The sequence below is a fragment of the Bradymonas sediminis genome, assembly GCF_003258315.1.
Lineage (GTDB): Bacteria > Myxococcota_A > Bradymonadia > Bradymonadales > Bradymonadaceae > Bradymonas > Bradymonas sediminis.
Map to the genome: position 1 here is coordinate 3,570,322 of NZ_CP030032.1, position 21,911 is coordinate 3,592,232.

Here is a 21,911-nt window from a genome sequence, read left to right on the forward strand (position 1 = left end):
GAACCGTTAACTAAAAAGAAAAACCCGGGCTCGCCAATAGCGATTAGCCCGGCAACATCGGTGTGAGCCAGCCAGCCAACGCGGAGCGGTTGCGCGTCTGAATATAGACGGTGCCCTGGCCCTGAAACTCCTTGACGAGGCCTTCTCCGGAGGCCAATAGCCCGGTCACCCCACCGCCGACGCTGCGGGTCTTGCGGGTCAACGAGCCCTCGTAAGCGACGATATGACCGTCGTCGACCACATACGAGCCGTTGACCTCAATCGCCTGAATGCCGCCGTAGCTGTTGAAATACAGGTCGCCGTTTCCGGTGGCGACGAGCTTAAACGAGCTAGTCCAGGGCATGATAAACGCCTTAAACCCGCCGAATTTCACGCTAATCTCAACGCTCCCGGTCGACGCAAGATAGGCACCTTTGGCCAGGTATAGTGTCTCGCCGCTGAGCCTTCGGTGGTGGATGTCACCCATATAGGTCGGTGATATCCAGACAGCTCCCTTTTGGCGGGCGTCGTAGTGACTAAACATGACCGACTCGCCGCCGATGAACTTTTTGACCAGCGCAAACCAGAACATCACCAATTTGGCGAAAAAGCCCGTGGTATCGTCCGCGCTCATTTTGGCGCTGAGGTCAATACTACGCGACATGGCGACCATGGCACCCGGCTCGGATACCAACTTCTCGCCGGGCTCAAGCTCGACGCGGAGCATCGCAAAACCGGGTTTATGCGTGACTTCGTGGTGCATTTCACATGCCTCCAAAGGAAGTAGGGTCGATGACCCTACAGTGGCGTACTTTCTATTTTCGAATCGCAGGCAGCGTACCGCCGATTAGTTGGGCGAAGCAAGTTGTTTTGAAGAACAGATGGGAAATACGGCGAATGGGAGTGAGGCTCCTCCCCGCTGATTCGCGCCAGGCATCGCTCACCCGAACCCCACCCACAAAAACACCCCGGTCAGATAGATCCAGGTCGCCGAAAACACGATATGCACGAGCGTCTCGAACCTCTTTCCGCGCCACAACTCGGACGAATACACAAAAAACTGCGCAAATAGCCGGCACCCCCAGAAGATGCCCAGCCCCACAGAAATCATCCGCCCAAGCGGAGTCGACACGAGCTCATCGGCGGCGAGCAGGCATAAAAGCCCCATCAAGCCGACGGTGAGCGCGATAAAAAACGTATGCACATACATCACCTGCCGGTTGATCTGCTGAAGAGGACGAAGGTCATTCTTCCAATCGAAATAGCTGGGAAAGACCGCGTGCACGCAGGCCAGCACGATAAGGAGAACGCCGATCCATTCGAGATGCTGAGTCATCGCGTGGCCTCTCCTGTCGCGATTTTTTTGAGCACAAATGTCGTCACAAAGGGAGTGATGCGAAACGAAGTGCTGACGCGTAAGCCAGCGCGCTCAAAGGTCTTCTGCCAGGTGCGTTTCGACAAAAAATGGAACACACCGGCGGTATAAGCCAGGGCGTTGGGCGCGTCGCGAAGATGCTCGGTGACCACCATATGTCCGTCTGCCTTGAGCACCCGGCCAAGCTCGCAAAAAAACGCAGCGCGCTCAGCGTCGTCGCGAATCTCGTGGGCCGCGAAGATCACAAAGGCGGTGTCGACGCTGTCGTCAGGCAGCGGAAGCGCCGTCGTCTTGACCACCTGCGTCCCCTCGAAGACGTCGTAGGCGCGGCGCGCGCGCGCGATCGACGCCTCGGTATGCGCCGCGGGGTCGTAGAAATCGAAGACGACGAGGTTCTGGACGCGCTCTCGGAGAAGTTCGCTGGTCTCATCAAAACCACTGTGAATATTGAGCGCACGCCCCAACTTCAGATTCGGCACACGCCCAAGCCAGTCGAGCCGGTAGAGCTCGGAGCGGTCGTAGACCCACCAAGAAACCCCCAGCGACACCGCGACCGGCAGCAGCGTGGCGAACGCCGCGGCCGCCAGCAGCCCTCGGAGCAGGCCGGAGCTCAGCCACGCACCGCCCCCCAGCGCCACGACCACGCCCAACGCCATGGCAAAAAACGGCCAATTAAAGCGCACAATATTTCGCACCCCCTGGGCGGGCGTCCTTAGCTGGGGCACGGGTCACGCTCTCCTTTCTTCCACCAATAGGGGATGTCTTCGATGATGAACGCGTTCGAGAGTTGCCCGCCCTGCAGGCCAAGGCGGTCGATGAACCCGACCTCGGCGCTCTTGATCGTGACCGGGCGAGGCTTCCAATTCGAGCGCACACCCTCGATGATAATCATCTCGTCGCCGTCGCGCGAGAAGGTAAATGGCATCGGCCCGGCAAACCTGCGCGCGGCCTTCCAATCCTTGAACACTGAGCCCTTGGGCAGCGGCGCCTCGCTGTCCGGGTCGACGGTGACCTCGAGGCCCTCGCCGCGCACCGTGAGCAAATTAGGAAAGCGCTCAAAGACCAACTTATTTTGCGCGTAGCGGTAATGAGTGAATATATTGCCGGCCCACTTCATGCGCAGCGAATCCGTCTCGGAGCCCAGAATATAGAGCCCGCGCAGGTTGCGTCCCTGAGATGTATTATAGCGCACAAAGAGCCGATAGCCGGCGAGCACAAAGTCCTGCCCAAAAATCGCCGGGAACCCCCTGGGGCGAAGGCCTCGGGTCGACACCAGGGCGACCGCCAAAAAGCCGACCGAATCCTGGTGAAGATCAAGCGCAAGCCCCGGCGGCAACAGCGGCTCAAGCACCTCTTTTGGGAACGAATACGCCAGCACCAGCGAATATTCGAAATGCGCCTCGACGGCGAAGGGATGCGACGTAAATCGACTCATAATGGCCCCTGGGTAACCCGATGAGAAAGGGATCCGTGGAAGGCAACCAGCGCGCAAAAACCCAGCGCGAAGACAAAATTAAGCCCGCCAAAAAGCAGCACGTCGCGGGCGAAGATGAACTCCAACACATTCATGCTGAGCACCAGCGCGATCTGCACCGCGGCGCACACCCGCGGGCGAAAGCGGCTCAAGACCCAGGCGGCGATAAATACTTCGCCGACGCCGATCAAGAGGATAAGCCAGGGCGCGACCTCGGCTCCGAGCACGCGCGCGACGATGGCCTCGTGGCGCGGGACATTGCCCAGGATCTTCGCCCACAGGCCATTGGCCACCCACACCCCGGCGATCACAACGGCGAGGCCGGTACGAAGCAATTGTCGTGTGCGCTGGTTCATTGTCGCTCCTCGGTCGATTGTCCCCCGGACCTTTGGGCACAACGGCCCGACTGTCAACGGCGCAGTCGCCCGAGCATCCTCGGCTCAATCACAAATACGGCGACATCAACCGAAACGTCCCGTCCCGAAGTTGGCGCCAGAAGCCGCGTTTGTCGTAGTCCTCCAGGGTGATCTGCGTGGCGTCCTCGAGCTTGGCACAAGCCCAGTCGTCCAGGCGTCCGGCCAGCTCGCCGTCGTAGCATTCGACGTCAAATTCGAAGTTGAGCCGGTGGCTTCGCGGGTCCCAATTCGAGGAGCCAAACACCATCCAATGGCGGTCGACGACCATCACCTTACTATGCTCAAACGGCGGAGCCGTCAGCCAGGCGCGACACCCGAATTGCAGCAGCGGGCGCATCAGGCCGAAAGACGCCCATTGCACATAGGGCAGGTTATTTTTGCCCGGCATGATGACGTCGACCTCGACGCCGCGCATGGCCGCCAGGTTCAGCGCGTCGATAAGCGACGGGTCGGGCAAAAAATAGGGCGTAACGATCCGGATGCTCTCGCGCGCGGCGGTGATCGCCCCGAGCAACATCCACGGCATCTTGTCGAGATTATCGTCCGGGCCGTCCGCGATGCCTCGGGCCAGCAACTTCCCGGCGGGCTTGGGCGCGGGGAACCATTTGGTGCCGCGCAGTTCCTCGCCGGTGGCGAAGTTCCAATCGTCGACGAAGACCTCCTGGAGGTGGGAGACGACCGGGCCGGCCAGGCGGAAGTGGATATCCTTGGTGGGCTGCTTGCTCGGCTCTTCGAGCATATGTGAGGTGCGGATATTCATGCCGCCGGTGAAGCCAATCTGGCCGTCGACGACCAGAATTTTACGGTGATTCCTCAGGTTCGCGGTCATCAAATGGGGCGGAAATATCTGGGGCAAAAAGCGCGCGGCCCGCACTTTTTTGCGCCGCAAATATCCCATGATCGACGGAAATGAGTAGTGCAAGCCGGCGGCGTCGACGAGCACGCGCACCGCGACGCCGCGCTCGGAGGCCTCGGCCAGCGCGTCCGCGAAGATGCGGCCCCACTTATCATTGTCGAAGATGAAGCTCGACAGCGCGATGGAGGTCTTCGCCTCCCCGATCGCCTTGAGCATCGCCGGGTAGGCCTGCTCGCCGTTAAAGAGCACGTCGACGTTGTTGGAGGTGAGCAAGGGGCGCGTGGCGACTTCGTTGACGACCCGAATCAACCCGCCCAGGTGCGCCACGTCGACGGGCAGATAGCTCCGGCCGGTGCTGCCCTCGACGCAGTATTCGCTCGGGGCGCTCTCGGCGGCCTCCCCGTCCAGCCCGGGGTTAAACGAGGCGCTGCGCGCGTCGCGAAACGCATAGGCGCTGCGATCCCCGCGCAATTCCACGGCGCGCCGCCGAATCCGGTTCACCCCGAGCATCAGATACAGCGCGCTGCCGATAAAGGGCACCAGCCAACTAAGCCCAATCCAGCCGATCGCCGAGCGTGTTTCACGCTTGTGCAAAACGATATGAGTGGTGGTAAAGACGGCCGACAGCGGCGCGAGGACGGCCAGAATCGTCGGCGCCCACTCTGCTACCCAAGTTATGGCGGCTCCCAACACGGTTGTCCTCGCTGCAAAAATATGGCTAAGTAGGCCCGCAACACGCTGAAATTCTGAGGCCGAAACGCTCGGCTACGATGGAACGCATAAACGCCGGAGGCGGCCCAGAAATTCGCCCTATTCTCCGACCGGAGCATCTCTATGCTGGACCTTAATCGACTCAACCGAATCCGACTAAGCGCCAACCCTCGGGCTCAAAAGGTCATGGGAAACCTCGTCCTGATGCCCAATTACGATCTGCCTCCGCGGGTCAAGATTGACTTTGAGGGCTTTGATAACCTGCCCAATGAGCCAGTTATATTCGCGCTAAACCACACCGATCGCTATAATTATTGGCCCTTCCAATACAAGCTATGGCGCAGTTTGGATCGTTATACCGCAACCTGGGTGAAGGGGAAATATTACGAAAACCCGGCGCTCGGCCAATTTATGGAGGTCATGAATAATATCCCCACGGTCTCGCGGGGCTATCTCATCGCGCGCGATTTCCAGGCGGTTTGTGAGCGAACGCCCTCGGGCGACGAATACCGCGCCCTGCGCGACGCCGTAAATAGCGTGGCCGGGCTCGACGCCCCGCCCTACGAGCCTAGCGCGCTGGCCAAGGTCGTGCCAGCGCCGATCCTGGAGAAGGCGCGCGACGTGCTGGGCGTGGCCTTTGCGCCCCACCAGGAAGACTACCCCACCTATATCAATCGCCTCTTCGGCCAGATGATGGCGCGCTTTGTCGAGCTCAATATCGAAGCGCAGCAAAAGAACCTGGACCTGCTCATCTTCCCCCAGGGGACGCGCTCGATTCGGCTGTCGCGCGGGCGCATCGGCATGGCCCAGATGGCGCTTTACCTCAAAGCCCCGGTCATCCCGGTGGGCTGCAACGGCTCCGACAAGGTCTACCCGGGCAACTCCCCGATTGGCTCGCCGGGCCATATTATCTACCGCGCAGGGGAGCCGATTTATTACGAAGACATGGCCGAATTTCACATCGACGCCCCCTTCGAGCCCTTCACTGCCGAGGCGGAGTCCCTGCATTATGACGCGTTTCAGGGCTATATCGACGAAGTCATGGAGCGCATCAACGTTCTGCTTGACCCGCCCTACCAATTTGCAGAGGATCTCGAGAGCGACGGGGTCCGCGGCGGCAAGCGATTCCTCTAAAGCGGGCGTGTCGCGATGATGATTGTAGGCATCCGCCAAAATCGTGTATGTTCCCTAAAATTAATATGCAGACAATGGGTGTCTACGTATTTAGTTTCCCTAACATTTGTGGAGATGTGAATTATGAGCAGCTATTATAAGACGATCGACGGCGTTAAATATGACCGCGAGCTCCTTGAGCTTGCCGACAAACTTACCCAGGGCCAGGGTGACGGACGCCTGAGCACCGACGACGCCAAGCAGCTCTACGAAGAAGTCGTCGACGGCGACAACTACACCGACATCGAGAAAGCGACGGTCAAATTTATCCGCGACAATTATAAATGGACCGAAGCCGCGGACGACTGGTTCCGCACCGAAATCCGCAAATGGGCCGCGACCAAATAAGCCCGACCCAACCCCTGCGCGCGCGCCGCTCCGGCGCGCGCGCAGCGTCCCCCTCCCGCCACGAATATCTTCGACACAACCCTACGCCCTTCCCCATGAGACCCGCGATGGCTCAGCTGCTTCCGCCTATCAACCTCGAAAAATGGATCGCCGAAAACCGTGACCTCCTAAAGCCCCCGGTGGGCAATAAAAAGATCTGGGAGGACGCGCATTTCGACATCTTTATCGTCGGTGGCCCAAACGCCCGAAAAGACTATCATATCAATCAAAGCGAGGAGTTTTTCCGCATGATTGAGGGTGATATGGTCTTAAAGGTCGTCGAGGAGGACGCCGACGGCGCGCACCATTTCCGCGACATCACCATCCGCGAGGGCGAGATCTTTCTGCTCCCCGCCGGCGTCCCGCACTGCCCGCAGCGCGCGGCCGACACCGTCGGCCTGGTGATCGAGCACCCGCGCCCCGAGGGCGTCGAAGACGGGCTTCGCTGGTATTGCGAGGGCTGCGGCGAGGTGCTCCACGAGGAGTATTTCCACCTGGTCGACATCGTCGGCCAGCTCAAGCGGGCCATCGAAGACTTCTGGGCGGACGACGAAAAACGCACCTGCACCCATTGCGGCGAGCGCCTGAAAAAATAGCCCCGCGCGGAATCGCATCTTCGCCTGAGCCCCGTTGCATTAAGCCCCTATGACACCGGTAGCCTGATGAAAATCGACATCCACGCCCATATTCTCCCCCGCGATTGGCCCGACCTGCGCGAGCGATACGGCTACGGCGGGTTTATCCGCCTGGAGCATACGGGCACCGGGTGCGCGAAGATGATGAAGGGGCAGACCTTCTTTCGCGAGGTCCACCCGAACCTGTGGGACCCGGCGGTGCGCGTGGAGGAGTGCGACGCCCAGGGCGTCGACGTTCAGGTGCTCTCGACCGTCCCGGTGATGTTTAGCTATTGGGCCAAGCCGGCCGACACCCACGACCTCTCAAAGATCCTCAACGACCATATCGCCGACTGCATCGCGCGCTTCCCCAAGCGCTTTATGGGGCTGGGCACCGTGCCGATGCAGGCGCCCAGGCGCGCCGCCCAGGAGCTGGAGCGCTGCATCAACGACCTCGGGCTGGTGGGCGTGCAGATCGGCACGCACGTCGAGAACCAGAACCTCGACGATCCCATCTTCGACCCGTTCTGGCAGGCCGCCAACGACCTGGGCGCCGCGATCTTCGTGCACCCCTGGGATATGATGGGCTTTGACGATCTGCCGCGCCACTGGCTCCCCTGGCTGGTGAGCATGCCGGCGGAATCCTCCCGCGCGATCTGCTCGCTGATGATGGGCGGGGTGATCGAGAAATACCCGCGCATTCGCTTCGCCTTTGCCCACGGCGGCGGCTCCTTTGCCGCCACGCTGGGGCGCATCGACCACGGCTTCAAGATGCGCCCGGACCTCTGCCAGACCCAAACCTCGACCCCGCCCAGCGAGCTGGCCCGGCGCATCTATATCGACTCGCTGGTCCACGACCCGCGCGCCCTGGAATTCGTCGTGGATATCTTCGGCGAGGAACGCATCGCCCTCGGCACCGACTACCCCTTCCCGCTGGGTGAGTTGGCCCCCGGACAGCTTATCGAGTCGGTGGACTTTTTGAGCGCTGCGGCGCGCGAGCGCATGCTCAGCGGCACCGCGCTCGAGTGGGCAAACCGCGCGCGCGCCGACTATGAGACCGACGCCAGTCGGGCGCACTCCGTGCGCATCACGCGCTCCTGCTGCGGGCCGGTGACCCATCATGACTAAGGCAATCTCGCTGCAAATCACCCTCGGCGACCGCGCCTACCGGGTCGACCCAACCGCCTCACACACCCTGGCGATTCCCCTTTACTTTGAAGGACTTAACGCCGAGGTAAGCAATAGCTGCGCGTCATCAAAAGCGGCGGCACAGCCCAACGCCTTTCACCTGACGAGCGCCCACGCCGCCCCGGCGCGCGCCGAGGGTTTCGTCGGCGACACGCGCCTTGGCGGCAGCGCCAATTGCGCCGATATCCACCTGAACCCGCACGGAAACGGCACCCACACCGAGTGCGTCGGGCATCTGGTGGACGAGGCGGTCGCGGTCGGCGAATTGGCGACCCAGGCGCTGATCCCGGCGGTGATCTTAAGCGTTGGGCTGGAGCGTCTGGGCGACACCGACGAGTCCTACGGCGGGGCGAGCGCCCCCGACGACCGCGTACTGACCAGACGGGCGCTTGAGAGCGCGTGGCGCGCGCTTAAAACCCGCGCCGACGACGTCTGCGTAGCGTTCTGTGAGGCGCTCATCCTTCGCACCCTCCCGAACTCGGCCGACAAAATGACGCGCCAATACGGCGGCTCGAACCCGCCCTACCCGACCGCCGAAGCCGTCGCCTGGCTGGGCAAGATGGGCTGCGAGCACCTCGTGCTGGACCTGCCCTCGCTTGACCGAGAGGTCGACCAGAGTCGACTGCCCAACCATCATCGATTCTTCGATCTGCCACCGGGCGCGCACAGCCTGCAGGGCCTGGCGCCCAGCCCCAAGACCGTCACCGAGATGGCGTTTATCCCCGATGAACTCGGCGATTGCCCAGGCTTCTTAAGCCTTCAGATTCCACGATTTGCCCTCGACGCAGCCCCCTCTCGCCCGCTATTTTTCAATATTATTTGACCTCATTTTCAATCCATCGAGACCGCCCATGACCGCTCCAACCGACTTCGATTACGCCCTCAAACTCGACCGCGAAGATCCGCTGGCAGACTTTCGTGACCAGTTCTTTATCCCCGAGCAATCGGGCGGAGAGCCGAGCATTTATCTATGCGGTAACTCCCTGGGATTGCAGCCCAAAGGCGTGCGCGCCGATGTTGATCGCGAGCTGGAGGATTGGGCCAGACTCGGCGTCGACGGCCACTTCGAAGCCCGCGACCCCTGGCTCGGCTATCACGCTTATTTTTCGGAGCAATTAAGCCCCATCGTGGGCGCGAGCCCGAGTGAAATCGTCGTGATGAATTCGCTCACGACGAATCTTCATTTTATGATGATCTCCTTCTATCAGCCCACCCAAACCCGCTACAAAATCCTGATGGAGGGCGGCGCCTTCCCCTCGGATCACTACGCTGTCGACAGCCAGGCCGCCCTCCACGGCTTTGACCCCAAAGACGCGGTCATCAAGCTCGCCCCGCGCCCCGGCGAGGAGTGCCTGCGCGACGAAGACGTGCTGGCGGCGATCGAGGACGCGGGTGAGGAATTGGCCCTGGTGATGCTCGGCGGCGTCAACTTCTATACCGGGCAAGTCTTCGATATGGGCGCGATCACCGACGCCGGCCACGCGGTCGGCGCGCGCGTGGGCTTTGACCTGGCCCACGCGGTCGGAAACGTCGAACTTCGCCTGCACGATTGGGGCGTCGATTTCGCGGTCTGGTGCTCCTATAAATACCTAAACGCCGGCCCCGGCGCGACCGGCGGCTGCTTCGTGCACGAGCGGTGGGCGATGGCCCCCGGCCTCCCGCGGCTCACGGGCTGGTGGGGCAACGACCCGGACACCCGCTTTGAGATGAAGCCCGAGTTCGTGCCGCAGCCCGGCGCTGCCGGCTGGCAGGTCTCCAACGCGCCGGTCTTCGCGATGGCCCCTCAAAAAGCGTCGCTTCGCCTCTTTAACGAGGCCGGAATGCCCGCGCTGCGCAAAAAATCACTCGCCCTCACCGACTATCTGCTCACCCTTCTCGACGCCCTGCCGGCCGCGTCCTTTGACATCATCACCCCGCGCGACCCCGCACGCCGCGGCTCACAGGTGTCGCTCAAAGCCCAAAAAGACGGCAAAAAACTCTTCGACGCGCTCACCGACGGCGGCGTGATCTGCGATTATCGCGAGCCCGGCGTCATCCGCATCGCGCCGGCCCCGCTGTATAATTCTTTCGCGGATGTATGGAAGTTTTGGGATATTTTGCGCGGCGTAATTGGCGCCAACGCCCAATAGACCCAAGTCGGCAACCTCGCGCAAAAACTTGAATCTCACTTGAGCAAATATTAGCGTTGGGGAGACATCACTAATATTTGCTCATACGAGAAACCCGATGAAACCCAGCACGTTTAAATTCGCCGCCGTCGCGCTCACCTCTCTGCTCAGCGCCGGCGTCTTCAGCGCCCCGCGCAGCGCCGACGCCTGCTCGCCGCCCCAAGAAGGAATCTTTGCCTCTGGAGGAGTCGAATTTGCACAGACGATCCCGACCAACGGCGCCTGGGCGTTTCGCGCCTATGTTCAGGGTGACGACCTCGACAATTTGAGCATCGAGGTGCGCGACGAGAACGACGCGCTGGTGGCCGGCAGCGTCTCCAACGTCGTGATAAACGAGTATTCCTATGAGTATTTCAGCGCGGCTTCCGAGAATTTGGTGGTCTGGACGCCCGCCGAAGCCTTGCTTCCCGAGCACACCTATAGCGTCAGCGTAAGCGCGCCCCATCCCTACGCCGAAGACCATCTATTCCTCGATGAGCAGACGACCTTTGAGACCGCGGCCAGCCCGCAGGCCAACCTCGAGGTCGCCACCGTGGAAGGCTCCCCGTCGATTCAAATCACCGAAAACCAGGGAAATTTCGAGTGCTGTGAGACGTCGACCTTCTGTGATTCCTGCGGAAATTGCACCCAATGTTGGGCGACCTCCTATGTGTACCAGCCCACCATCGATATCGAGGTGAACCTCCCCACGACCGACACCGATCTGCAGACCTATCACCGGGTCGAAGCCTCCAGCGGCACCTATAATTTGTATTGGAATAACCGTAACACCGAGGCGCTCAATTTTCTCTTTGAAGACGGCGCGCCCGGCCCCTATTGCGTGACCGTGCAGACCTTCGCCCTGGCCACCCAGGAGTTACTCGACGAGACCGAGACCTGCTTTGAGCAGAGCGAGCTGCCCTCTTATACCGAGCGCGAGCTCGAGGGAGTCACGCGCCCCGAACAATGCGAGGACGCACCGGACGTGATTGAAGAGCCGGACACCACGACTCAACCCGACACCGGTGAGACGCCCGACACCACCGACGGGCCCGACACCGGCGGCCCCGACGCGGGCCCTCAGCCCCCGCAGATCGGCGCCGACACGGACACCGGCTGTGGCTGCAGCTCCACGCCCAACGCGCCGACCTCGCTCTTCGGCATATTGCTCTTCTTCGCCGCGCTGGGCGCATCGCGCCGGTCGATCTTCTCAGGCCGCAACTAATCGCAGCTTGAGCCGGGGCGCCCAGCCCCGGCTCAACTTTTTTGCGCCCAAAAGTTGAAGTTTGTCGCCGCAACTGTTAGCCATTGCGCATCGTCGACGCCCCTGGGGGCCACCGCATTGACCAAGAGATACGCTATGGCATCCGCCACGCTACGAATCGCCGCTCTATCGCTCGTCACGCTCCTCGCCGCAGGCATCGCCAGCGCGCCGCGCGCCGCCGATGCGTGTGACCCCATGCCCGAGGGCCTCTATCTGCAGCCGACTCAGACCGAGCAGCTCGTGCCGGTCGACGGGGCCTGGGCGGTTCGGATCGACGCGATCAGTTTTCGGGTTCAGTTTTTGCGAAATATCGAGGTACGCGACGAGAGCGACCAGGTCGTCAACGGCAGCCTCGCCTACGAATTGATGAGTGAGAGCCCGTATATCCCCAACCAGACCTATAGCGAACATCTGGTCATCTGGACCCCCGACGAGCCGCTGCTCCCCGACCACACCTATAGCGCGAGGCTTCTGGCCGAATTCCCCGATGAAGGCGGCGAAGTATTGCTCGACGAGCAGCGCACCTTCCGCACCGCGGGCGAGCAGACGACGACGCTGGAGGTCGCCACGATGGGCGACTTCCCGGCCATCACGACCCACGAGAGCCAGGGCTCCACGGAGTGTTGCAGAGATCTGAGCAATTGCGACTCCTGCGGACGCTGTGAGACCTGCTGGCCAACCCAGACCGTCTATCAATCCCAGCTCGAGCTGACGGTGAGCCTGCCTACCGGCGACGCCGACCTCCAGACCTACCATCGCCTCGAAGCCAGCAATGGCTACTCGCAGCTGTTCTGGGACCGACGCGACACGCACTCGTTTCATCTGCTCTTCCCCAAAGCGGACTCGGGCCCGAACCACTGCGTGACCCTGAAGACCTACGCCCTGGCGAGTCAAGAGCTCATCGAAGAGGTCGAAAATTGCTTTGACCATAGCGTGCCGGACGCAGTGGACCTCGAAGGCGTGGAGCGCCCCGATAGTTGCACGGCGAGCGACGACGTCGTCGAGCACCCGTATCCCGACGCCGTTGGCATTCAGGATACCAGCGGCGAGCCCGACGCCAGCGGCCCCGAAGGCCCCGACGCGGTCAACCCCGAGCTCGGCGCCGATGTCGCCGGCGGCGGCTGCGGCTGCAGCGCCACGCCCAATGCGCCCACCTCCCTGCTCGGCATGATGTTCTTCTTCATCACGCTGGGGGCCTTGCGCCTGCCGATCTTCTCGCGCCGGCGTTGAGCCCCGGTAAATAGAGAGCACCGAGGCCCGTCGGCCTCATAGAGCCCAAAGCCCACCGCGAACGCGGTGGGCTTTTTGGGTGAAACTCGCGCGATACTGCAGCCAAAAATCAGCCAAAATCCATCCAAAACCTGAATCACAATATTTGTGCCGTGACGTGGCACCTGATACCTATTAGACACGCCGAATCTGCTACGCCCCCCGGACAAAAACACTGTGATGAAAAATCTATCTCAAAAATTCGCCGCCTCATTGCTCGTCTCGCTCGTCTCCGCCGGGCTCTATAGCGCCGCCCCCAGCGACGCCCACGCTTGCTCGCCGCCGCAGCAGGGGATCTTCGAGCGCGGGACCGAGCATTCGCAGACGCTCCCCATCGACGGCGCCCTTGTCTTCAAGGTCTACCGCTATGACGCATCGTTCGACACGCTCAGCATAGACGTCACCAACAGCGCGACGGGTGCGATCATCGAGGGGACGACCAGGACCATCTCGACGCAGGTCGCCGGCTCCAGCAGCGTGGACGCCAACGGAGAATTTCTCGTCGTCTGGCACCCGAATGAACAATTCGCGCTCAACACCGCTTATACCGCGATGATTCGCGCCACTGACCCCAATAACCCCGAGCAATTCACCCTCGAGTCGACCGCGAATTTCCTCAGCACTCGCTCGCCTGCCCAATCCGGCGAGGCCAGCTTCGGCGGCGATCTTCGCCCGGGTTGGACGGAGACGCCCAGCGGTCAGGAATGCTGCCCGATCGACCTCGAGCAGATGCCCGGCTCCTGCAGCGACGAGTTCTGCTGGTACACCCGCTACGATTACCTCCCCACGCTTACCTTCAAGGTGACGCAGCCGGCCACCAGCGACCCCCGCCAGGTCTATCATACCCTGTCGACCGCTGACGGGCATTTTGAGGTCATCTGGGACGTGATGGGCGATGTGAGTTCGCACTCCATCACTTTTCCGACCGACGCCCAGAGCCCCTATTGCGTGACCCTGGAGACCCGGTCGGTCGTCTCGGATAACCTGTTATCTGCCGACGAGCGCTGCGTGGGGAGCGACGCGTTCCCCACCTATGAGCAACGTCCCTACGAGGGCGAAGGACGCCCCGATTTCTGCGCCGAAGAACCGGATGCAGGCGGCGGGGATGACGTCGGCCCCGACGCGGGCCCGGACGCCGGCCCCGACGAGGATGTGCGGCCCGATGACGATGTTCGCGCCGACACAGGCCCGATGGTCGACGTGCGCGACCCCTCGGATGACGACGTCCTGCCCAACCGGCCCGACACGGAGGGCGCGCAGGACGCGACGAGCACCGCGGATGTCACAACCGGCGAGGACGCAGGCGACCCGACAAAACCCGACAATGGCTTCAACGGCGCCATGACCGGCGCAGGCTGCGGGTGCGCGAGCACCCCGGGCTCACCCACGCCCCTGGCCAGCGCGCTGCTGTTTTTGGGCGCCCTCTTCGGGCTGCGGCGACGCACGAAGCGCTCCTAAGCGAAAACGATTTCTTTGACTTCCTTCCATCGGTGCCGACATTTTTGAGTCTCGAACTCAATACTGACAACGCCTCGCGTGAAATTTCACGCCGAAGCCGGCACCAATGGGATGGAAATAATGGCTCAGAATTCGAACGCTAAGAATGTCGCAGAAAAGCTGATCGCCTCGCATTTGATCTCCGGAACGATGCGCCCCGGCGAAGATATCGCCCTCAAGATCGACCAGACCCTCACCCAGGATGCCACCGGCACCGCGGTGATGCTCGAACTCGAGGCGATGGGGCTCACGCGGGTGAAGACCGAATTGTCGGCCCAATATGTCGACCATAACCTGGTCCAGCAGGATAATAAGAACCCCGACGATCACGTATTTTTGCGCAGCGCGGCCAAGCGCTGGGGCATCTGGTTTAGCCGCCCCGGCAACGGCGTGAGCCACCCGGTTCACCAGGAGCATTTCGGTATCCCCGGCAAGACCCTGGTCGGCTCGGATAGCCACACGCCGGCGGCCGGGGCCCTCGGGATGCTGGCGCTGGGCGCCGGCGGCCTGGAGGTCGCGCTGGCGATGGTCGGCGAGCCGCTCAATATCCGGATGCCCAAGATCTGGGGGGTTAAACTCAGCGGCAGCCTGCCCGACTGGGTCAGCGCGAAGGACGTGATCCTCGAGATGCTTCGCCGCCACGACGTCGACGGGGGCCGCGGGCGCATCATCGAATATTACGGCCCCGGCCTGGCCAACCTCTCGGTCATGGACCGCCACGTCATCGCCAATATGGGCACCGAATTGGGCGCCACGACCACGGTCTTCCCCTCCGATGAGCGCGTGCGTGACTTCCTGCGCCGCCAGGGCCGCGAAGACGACTGGGTCGAGCTGGTCGCCGACCCGGGCGCGACCTACGACGTCCACGAAGAGATCGACCTGAGCGTGCTCGAGCCGCTATGCGCCCTGCCGTCGAGCCCGGGCAACGTCGTCCCGGTGCGCGAGGTCGCCGGGCGCCCCATCTACCAGGCCTATGTCGGCTCCTCGGCAAACCCCGGGTGGCGCGATTTCGCGATCGTCGCCGAAATCATGCGCGGCAAACAGGCCTCCAACGGCGTGTCACTCGATATCAATCCGGCCTCGCGCCAGGTGCTCGAAAACCTGACGCAAGGCGGCCACCTGCTCAGCCTAATCCAGGCCGGCGCGCGCCTGCATCAGGCCGGCTGCAACGGCTGCATCGGCATGGGCCAGGCCCCGGCAAAAGACCAGATCAGCCTGCGCACCGTGCCGCGCAACTTCCCCAGCCGCTCCGGCACCAAGGACGACCTGGTCTACCTTGTCAGCCCCGAGACCGCCGCGGCCAGCGCGCTGCGCGGCGAGATCTGCGACCCGCGCGACCTCGGCATGGACTACCCGAAGATTGTCGAGCCCGACGAGATCATCATCTCCAAAGACATCTTCATCGCGCCGCTGCCGCCCGAGAAGGCCAAAATGGTCGCCCTGGTCAAGGGCCCCAACATTCACTCGCTGCCCGAATTCGACCCGCTGCCCGACCAACTCACCGCCCCGGTCGCGCTGAAAATGGGCGACGGGGTCTCCACCGATGAGATTCTGCGCGCGGGCGCCGAAGTGCTCCCCTTTCGCAGCAATATTCCGGCCATTAGCCGCTTTACCTTCGATGTGCTCGACCCCGAATATTACAATCGCGCCCTGCATTATCGCGACGAAGACCCGCAAGCCTCCGGCCACAGCGTGGTCGCCGGCGATAACTACGGCCAGGGCTCCAGCCGCGAGCACGCCGCCATCGCGCCGCGCTTTTTGGGGCTTCGCTTCGCCCTGGCCAAATCCTACGCCCGCATCCACTGGCAAAACTTGGCCAATTTCGGGGTGCTTCCGCTCGAATTTATCGACCACGCCGACTACGCCGCGATCCATCAGGGCGACACCCTTCGCATCAACAACCTCCACGCCCAACTTCAAAAGGGCAGCACCATCGAGGTCGAAAACACCAGCAAAGGCCGGGTCTTCCAGACCCGCCACACCCTGTCGGAACGCCAGGTCGAGGCGATCCTCGCCGGGGGCCTGATCCCGCTGATGAAAGAAAGGTTGGCGGGAAAATAATATCCTCCGCCCCGCCCACGACTTCCTTCGGGGCGCACTGGCGCTGAGAGCCTTTTGGCTGATATAGGCTTCGACCTGTTGGGGATGAACTGATATAAACGAGATGCGCGCGCATTCTGCCCGCGCATCTCGCTGATTATTTGCAACGCGGAAGCAACGATGAAACAGATCCTCATCGCCTGTGGTGACGTCGACCTTTTGCGCCGAATTGTCTCGGACCTGCCCCCGGGCGCCTTTAAGCCAATCGCCACGCGCACCGGCGCCGGGATTGCCGAAAAGGTAGCCGGGCGCAATCTGGCGCTGGCTATCGTCCACGAAGAACTCGCCGACCAATACGCGGCTGAGTTATGCGCACAATTGCGCCAACAGCCCGACGGCCCGCCCATCCTATGGCTGAGCAGCAACACCGCGCCGGCCAGCGGCCCCTTTGACCGGGCGCTCAAATACCCCGTCCCCGGACCCGTGTTCCGAAACGCCGTCAAGCAATTGGTCGCGCCCAGCCAATCCACCCAGGATATGGAAAAATGGCGGCTCTTTTATAATGAGCTCAACGCGCGCATTGAGCTCGGTGAGTCCCAGAGCTATTTCCAGATCCTCGGGCTCTCGGCCGAGGCGCCGCACCACCAACTCGTGCGCGCCTATGACCTGCTCAGCCAGCGCTACCACCCGGACCGCTATCGCCAATTTCGCGACAAGAAGTGGGGCAAGGCCATTCACGAGAAGACCACCGCCCTCTATAAATTGATGACCGAGGCCTACCAGGTGCTCGGGGACCGCAAGCGGCGCGCCGCCTACGAGCGCGCCCTGGCCGACGGAAAACTTCGCCTCGACACCACCGAGACAAGCGCCAGCGAACGCGCCCCCAAATCGGTCATCGACCTGGGCACGACCACGCACTCAAAGAAATTCCTTCGGCTCGCCCAGAATGATATCGCTGGTAAGAATCTCCCCAGCGCTCTACAAAACCTTAAATTTGCGCTGAGCATGGAGCCCAATAATGCAGCCATCGCTCAGAAAATCGCCCAGATTCAACAGGCGATGAACGCCTAAACTTCTCCGGCCTCACCGCCGGCGGCGTGTTACGCGCCGACATCCATATCGATGATGTTTTAATGAGTTCAAAAAAATCGAATCTTACCGTCCGGCTCACCACCGCCGCGGTGGCGATCCCGCTGCTCCTGGCGCTCATCTTCATGGCCCCGGCCTGGGCGACCTTCGCCCTGGTCACGGCCGCGGGCTTTCTGGTGACCTGGGAGTATTGCACCATCACCTTCGCCGACGAGCACCGCGCCGGCAAACTCCTGGCCTCGCTTATCTCGGTGGCCATGGCGTCAGTGCTCTACTTCGTGCCACAATTCTTCACCGAGTCGCTGGTCGGCGGCTTTTTGGCCATCTTCTTGCTCTTTTTATTCACCTATAAAGACCAGAAACGCGTCAGCCACCAGATCGCGTCGAGCATCACGGGAATCCTGTACGGCGGCGTGGTGTTGACCACATTGTCCCTGCTGGTGCGCGACGCCGGCGAGGCCGGGCCGTTCTGGATCATCATGGTGATGGTGGTCGTGTGGTCCTCGGACACCGGCGCCTATTTTGCCGGGCGCGCCTTCGGAAAGCATAAGCTCTACGAGGCGGTCAGCCCGAATAAAACCATCGAGGGCGCCGTGGGCGGCGTCGCGGGGAGCATCGTCGGCGCGTTTGCGGCCAACTATATCTTCGCCCTGGTCGGCAATTGGGAGCCCCTGCTGGTCTGGCAAGTTTTGCTGCTGGCCATCCCGGGCAATATTTTGTCCCAGGTGGGCGACCTCGCCGAGAGCCTGATTAAGCGCGCCCACGACGTCAAAGACAGCGGCACCATCATCCCCGGCCACGGCGGAATGCTGGACCGCATCGACGGGTTACTCTTCGCGTCTCCCTGGTTTTATATCATCTTTACGCACGTCCTAAACTGAGCGGACCCAAGCCTTCGATAGCCCAAATCCGCCTCACCCACGACGCCCGACACGCGACCGCACATGAGCTTTATTTATTTCATCATCCTGATCGGAGTGCTGATCTTCGTTCACGAGCTCGGCCACTTTCTCTTCGCCAAACTCTTCGGCGTGAAGGTGCTGCGCTTCTCGATCGGCATGGGCCCCAAGATGGTCGGCTTCACCCGCGGTGAGACCGAATACGTCATCTGCTGGCTGCCGCTGGGCGGCTATGTGCGCATGCTCGGGTTTGAGCTGGACGAGGTCGAAGAGCTCTCCGAAGAAGACCGCGGCCGCTCGCTGATGATGCAGCCCATCTGGCAGCGCGCCATCATCACGCTGGCCGGGCCGGTGTTTAACCTGATCTTGCCGCTTATCATCTATTTTATCGCGGGCATGATGCAGACCACCGCCCCGCCGTCGGTGGTCGGCGAGGTCTTCGCCGAGACCCCCGCCGCCGAGGCGGGCCTGCAGGCCGGCGACCAGATCACCCGGCTCGACGACACCCCGATCACCTATTGGCATGAGCTCAATCAGTTCATGGGCGACGCCTACGACCGCGAGGTCGCCCTGACCTATACCCGCGACGGCGAATCACAGACCGTGTCGGTGCGCCCCGAGAAGAAGACCTCCACCGACTTTATGGGGCTTCACGTGCGCACCTACGGCATGTTGGGAATCCACCAGCAGCCCTACGGCGCGACCATCGGCCTGCGCAACCCGGACTCCCCGGCCGCCAAAGCCGGCCTGCAGACCTTCGACCGCGTCATCAACATCAACGGCGAGTCCATCACCCGCTACGATGAGATTGAGTCCATCGTGCGCCAGAGTGAGGGCAAGCCGCTGAAGATGCTCGTGATGCATCGGCGCGCCATTGACACCGACTACGCCCGTTTTTATGCGCAGCAACCCGCCGAGATTGAGGTCCGCGCCGAGAAGATAGACGGCGTGTATTCGCTCAACCTCGACTCCGCCGAGATGTACCTGTCCAAGGTCGACGCCGACTCGCCGGCAGCCCTGGCGGGGCTTCGCACCGGCGACAAAGTCCTGGCCATCGACGGGCGCGTCTATAGCAACTTCGCCCAGCTCAGCCGCCAGATTATCAACGAGGTCAACGAGGGCGTCGTCGCCCAAAAGGCCGAGGGCGTCGACGAGCCCAAGATAGAGCTCGAATATAAGCTCACCTACGAGCGCGATGAGCAGGTCCACGAGACCACCTTCGCCCCCATCGTGCGCAAATATAAAGGCCACGGCGACCAGCCGGTTTACCGCGTCGTGTTTGGCTGGGGGCACCTCTCCGAGCGCGTCGAACCCGACGAGATCGACTTCCCCGCGCTCACCCGCGCCGGCTTCGCCGCCAGCCAGGCCATCGAGGAGACCACCAACTTCAGCAAGATGATCGTCATGGGCTTCGTGCGCATGGCCCAGGGCCGCGTGGGCATGGATAACCTCGGCGGACCCATCATGATCGGCGAGTTGGCCGCCGAGGCCGGCAAGGCCGGCTGGGGGCCGTTTTTGCAGATGATGGCGCTCATCAGCATCAACCTGGGCGTCATCAACCTGCTGCCGATTCCGATGCTCGACGGCGGCCATCTGCTGCTCTACGCGCTCGAGGCCATCAAACGCGGCCCGCTGAGCTATCGCACCCGCCAGGTGGCCGCCTACGTCGGCATCTCGATCATCGTCTTTTTGATGGTCTTCGCCTTTAAGAACGATATTGAACGCAATTGGGACTCGATCGCCGCCTGGATCAACAACCTATGACAACCGCAAAAAAGACTGACAACAGCCCACGCCGCGTCCTGGCCATCGACACCGCAACGCGCACCCAATCGCTGGCGCTCCTGGACGGCGAGACCGTGTTGGAGCACTCGCAGCAGCGGGTGAAATTCAACCACGGCAGCAGCCTGCTTGAGCGCATCGCGCGCATGCTCGAGGCCCAGCAGATGCAGGTGTCCGACCTCGACCTCATCGCCGTGGGGCGTGGCCCGGGGAGCTTCACCGGGCTTCGCGTGGGCGTGTCCATCGCGAAGTCGCTTAGCCGCGCCAAGGAGATCCCGCTGGTCGGCGTCTCCACGCTCGCCTCGCTGGCCCACGCGGCCGCCTGCGCGCACCCCACCGCCGCCGTCTGCGCGACGATTGATGCCCGGCGCCGCGAGGTCTACACCGGCCTGTACGCCCTCAACACAGCCTCGTCGAACGCGCTTGAGGTCCTCGACCCCGACCGCACCGCCGCCAACGCCGAACTGGGCGAGCGCCTGCTCGAAGTCGCCCAGACCCGCCCGGTCATCATGGTCGGCGAGGGCCCGCACAAATACGACGAGCTCGCCGCCCTCACCGCCCCCGGCCTGGCCAAATTTAGCGTCACCGCCCTCGCCCCCTGGGCCGCCGTCCCCTCCGCCGTCGCGATCGCCCTGCTCGGCCGCCGCGCCGCCGAAGACGGCCAACTGGACGCGGTCAACACCCTGGAGCCCAATTATATCCGCCCCACCGAGGCCGAGATTAAGTTCGGGTAATCGTCGCAGCGCCTGGCTGTGTGGCAGCCATTTAGCCTAAGAAAATGATAGAACCCACCGATTCGATGATACTCGCGAGAGCATCCCCAAATCGGTGGGTTTCCTATTTCTTGGTGTTTTGCCCACCCCCGATTTCCTGCCAAAAAACCCGGGCAGCGCAGATGTCGGTCCGGCCGCTCAACCATTCACCGCTGATATGACGATCATTTATAACTTGATTAAAAAACACACGGCGCATATGCTCCTTCAACCAACCAAACACGCCGCTCACAATTAGCCATTCAACAGCCCTATGAGGGGACCAAAACACGCATCAACTTTGATTGTGTGAAGCCAAGGAGCAATCATGCGCAAAATCTATATCTCGCTGCTAATTTGCTGTTTTTAACTCGCATCACTCGCCTGCTCTGATGACTCGACTGAGCCGTCAACGCCCGATAGCGGTACCACAGATGTCTCGGCAGACAGCTCAACCGATATACAAGAAGACACGACTTTCGACGCCGAAGAAGAGGTGGAAGAGGAGGACCCAAAAATAGCCGCTGGCGAGACCTGCCCGTCAAATTGTCGGTCGCTTGACGGTGGAGCGGGTTATGCAGTTTGCAACGAACGCGAGCATGGTTATTGTAATTTTCCGTCCGACAATGCGGTAGATAACTATTGCACAAAGACTTGTAATAGCGACTCGAATTGTCGTTCTTTAGGCGAGGGTTGGACCTGCGGTGATGATTTCTCTGTATGTGTCTTCGAGAAGTAAAGCAGACTTGATTTCTGGTTCATCAGAAAACTAGAAAACAGGGCTCATGCCATCGCGCAAACCTACCGCAACCGTTCCGAGAACCACACTAATTGGAGCCAGGTCATCTTCACCTGGTAGTACGAGTTCTATTTTTCCAGACCTGGAAGGTCTGGCTCCGATGTTATACGGGCCCGCTGAACGATTGCGCGATCATGCGCAAAATCTATATCTCGCTGCGCAACCGTTCCGAGGGCATCACAAATTGGAGCCAGGTCATC

At 61.7% G+C, this 21,911-nt stretch carries 20 protein-coding genes; 14 read left to right on the forward strand and 6 right to left on the reverse strand.

The window, feature by feature from the left end; all coding sequences use genetic code 11:
• Positions 1-43: 43 nt before the first annotated feature.
• The 6 genes from DN745_RS13465 to DN745_RS13490 all read right to left on the reverse strand — a co-directional run bounded on the left by DN745_RS13465 (position 44) and on the right by DN745_RS13490 (position 4,793).
• Entirely contained in the window at positions 44-742 is a 699-nt protein-coding gene (locus tag DN745_RS13465) for a TIGR00266 family protein (protein ID WP_111335624.1), read from the reverse strand.
• A 177-nt stretch (positions 743-919) separates the two neighbouring features.
• Positions 920-1,315 carry a hypothetical protein gene (locus tag DN745_RS13470; protein ID WP_111335626.1) on the reverse strand — a complete coding sequence of 132 codons (396 nt, stop codon included), beginning with the start codon at positions 1,313-1,315 and terminating at the stop codon, positions 920-922.
• Positions 1,312-2,079, reverse strand: coding sequence for a class I SAM-dependent methyltransferase (locus DN745_RS13475; RefSeq protein ID WP_204354994.1), 768 nt, complete (start codon positions 2,077-2,079; stop codon positions 1,312-1,314). Before DN745_RS13475 ends, DN745_RS13470 begins: the two co-directional genes overlap by 4 nt.
• Complete coding sequence (locus DN745_RS13480; RefSeq protein WP_111335628.1) at positions 2,067-2,789, reverse strand: DUF2071 domain-containing protein; 723 nt, start codon at positions 2,787-2,789, stop codon at positions 2,067-2,069. Before DN745_RS13480 ends, DN745_RS13475 begins: the two co-directional genes overlap by 13 nt.
• Entirely contained in the window at positions 2,786-3,184 is a 399-nt protein-coding gene (locus DN745_RS13485; protein WP_111335630.1) for a DoxX-like family protein, read from the reverse strand. Before DN745_RS13485 ends, DN745_RS13480 begins: the two co-directional genes overlap by 4 nt.
• Positions 3,185-3,272: 88 nt before the next feature.
• On the reverse strand, positions 3,273-4,793 hold the full coding sequence (locus tag DN745_RS13490) for a phospholipase D-like domain-containing protein (protein WP_204354995.1): 1,521 nt from the start codon (positions 4,791-4,793) through the stop codon (positions 3,273-3,275).
• 141 nt (positions 4,794-4,934) lie between these two features.
• Between DN745_RS13490 and DN745_RS13495 the strand changes: the two genes are divergently transcribed.
• The 14 genes from DN745_RS13495 (at position 4,935) to tsaB (ending at position 20,894) form a co-directional block, all read left to right on the forward strand.
• Positions 4,935-5,945, forward strand: a complete 1,011-nt coding sequence (locus DN745_RS13495) for a lysophospholipid acyltransferase family protein (RefSeq protein ID WP_133621838.1) — start codon at positions 4,935-4,937, stop codon at positions 5,943-5,945.
• 123 nt (positions 5,946-6,068) lie between these two features.
• Positions 6,069-6,332 carry a hypothetical protein gene (locus tag DN745_RS13500; protein ID WP_111335632.1) on the forward strand — a complete coding sequence of 88 codons (264 nt, stop codon included), beginning with the start codon at positions 6,069-6,071 and terminating at the stop codon, positions 6,330-6,332.
• A gap of 107 nt (positions 6,333-6,439) precedes the next feature.
• Entirely contained in the window at positions 6,440-6,967 is a 528-nt protein-coding gene (locus DN745_RS13505; RefSeq protein ID WP_111335634.1) for a 3-hydroxyanthranilate 3,4-dioxygenase, read from the forward strand.
• A 66-nt stretch (positions 6,968-7,033) separates the two neighbouring features.
• Entirely contained in the window at positions 7,034-8,113 is a 1,080-nt protein-coding gene (locus DN745_RS13510) for an amidohydrolase family protein (RefSeq protein WP_111335636.1), read from the forward strand.
• Positions 8,106-8,996: a cyclase family protein gene (locus DN745_RS13515; RefSeq protein ID WP_111335638.1), complete on the forward strand. Its 891-nt coding sequence runs from the start codon at positions 8,106-8,108 to the stop codon at positions 8,994-8,996. The genes DN745_RS13510 and DN745_RS13515 overlap by 8 nt, the downstream gene beginning before the upstream one ends.
• Positions 8,997-9,024: 28 nt before the next feature.
• Entirely contained in the window at positions 9,025-10,302 is a 1,278-nt protein-coding gene (kynU, locus tag DN745_RS13520; RefSeq protein WP_111335640.1) for a kynureninase, read from the forward strand.
• A gap of 97 nt (positions 10,303-10,399) precedes the next feature.
• A complete protein-coding gene (locus DN745_RS13525) occupies positions 10,400-11,545 on the forward strand; it encodes a hypothetical protein (protein ID WP_111335642.1) in 1,146 nt (381 codons plus the stop codon).
• Positions 11,546-11,680: 135 nt separating this feature from the next.
• On the forward strand, positions 11,681-12,814 hold the full coding sequence (locus tag DN745_RS13530) for a hypothetical protein (protein WP_111335644.1): 1,134 nt from the start codon (positions 11,681-11,683) through the stop codon (positions 12,812-12,814).
• A 219-nt stretch (positions 12,815-13,033) separates the two neighbouring features.
• Positions 13,034-14,311: an MYXO-CTERM sorting domain-containing protein gene (locus tag DN745_RS13535; protein WP_111335646.1), complete on the forward strand. Its 1,278-nt coding sequence runs from the start codon at positions 13,034-13,036 to the stop codon at positions 14,309-14,311.
• Between the two features lie 120 nt (positions 14,312-14,431).
• Positions 14,432-16,411: an aconitate hydratase gene (locus tag DN745_RS13540; protein WP_111337685.1), complete on the forward strand. Its 1,980-nt coding sequence runs from the start codon at positions 14,432-14,434 to the stop codon at positions 16,409-16,411.
• Between the two features lie 159 nt (positions 16,412-16,570).
• On the forward strand, positions 16,571-17,461 hold the full coding sequence (locus tag DN745_RS13545; protein WP_111335648.1) for a DnaJ domain-containing protein: 891 nt from the start codon (positions 16,571-16,573) through the stop codon (positions 17,459-17,461).
• Between the two features lie 62 nt (positions 17,462-17,523).
• Complete coding sequence (locus DN745_RS13550) at positions 17,524-18,360, forward strand: phosphatidate cytidylyltransferase (protein ID WP_111335650.1); 837 nt, start codon at positions 17,524-17,526, stop codon at positions 18,358-18,360.
• 63 nt (positions 18,361-18,423) lie between these two features.
• On the forward strand, positions 18,424-20,142 hold the full coding sequence (gene rseP / locus DN745_RS13555; RefSeq protein WP_111335652.1) for an RIP metalloprotease RseP: 1,719 nt from the start codon (positions 18,424-18,426) through the stop codon (positions 20,140-20,142).
• On the forward strand, positions 20,139-20,894 hold the full coding sequence (gene tsaB, locus DN745_RS13560; RefSeq protein WP_111335654.1) for a tRNA (adenosine(37)-N6)-threonylcarbamoyltransferase complex dimerization subunit type 1 TsaB: 756 nt from the start codon (positions 20,139-20,141) through the stop codon (positions 20,892-20,894). Before rseP ends, tsaB begins: the two co-directional genes overlap by 4 nt.
• The last annotated feature ends 1,017 nt before the right edge of the window (positions 20,895-21,911 follow it).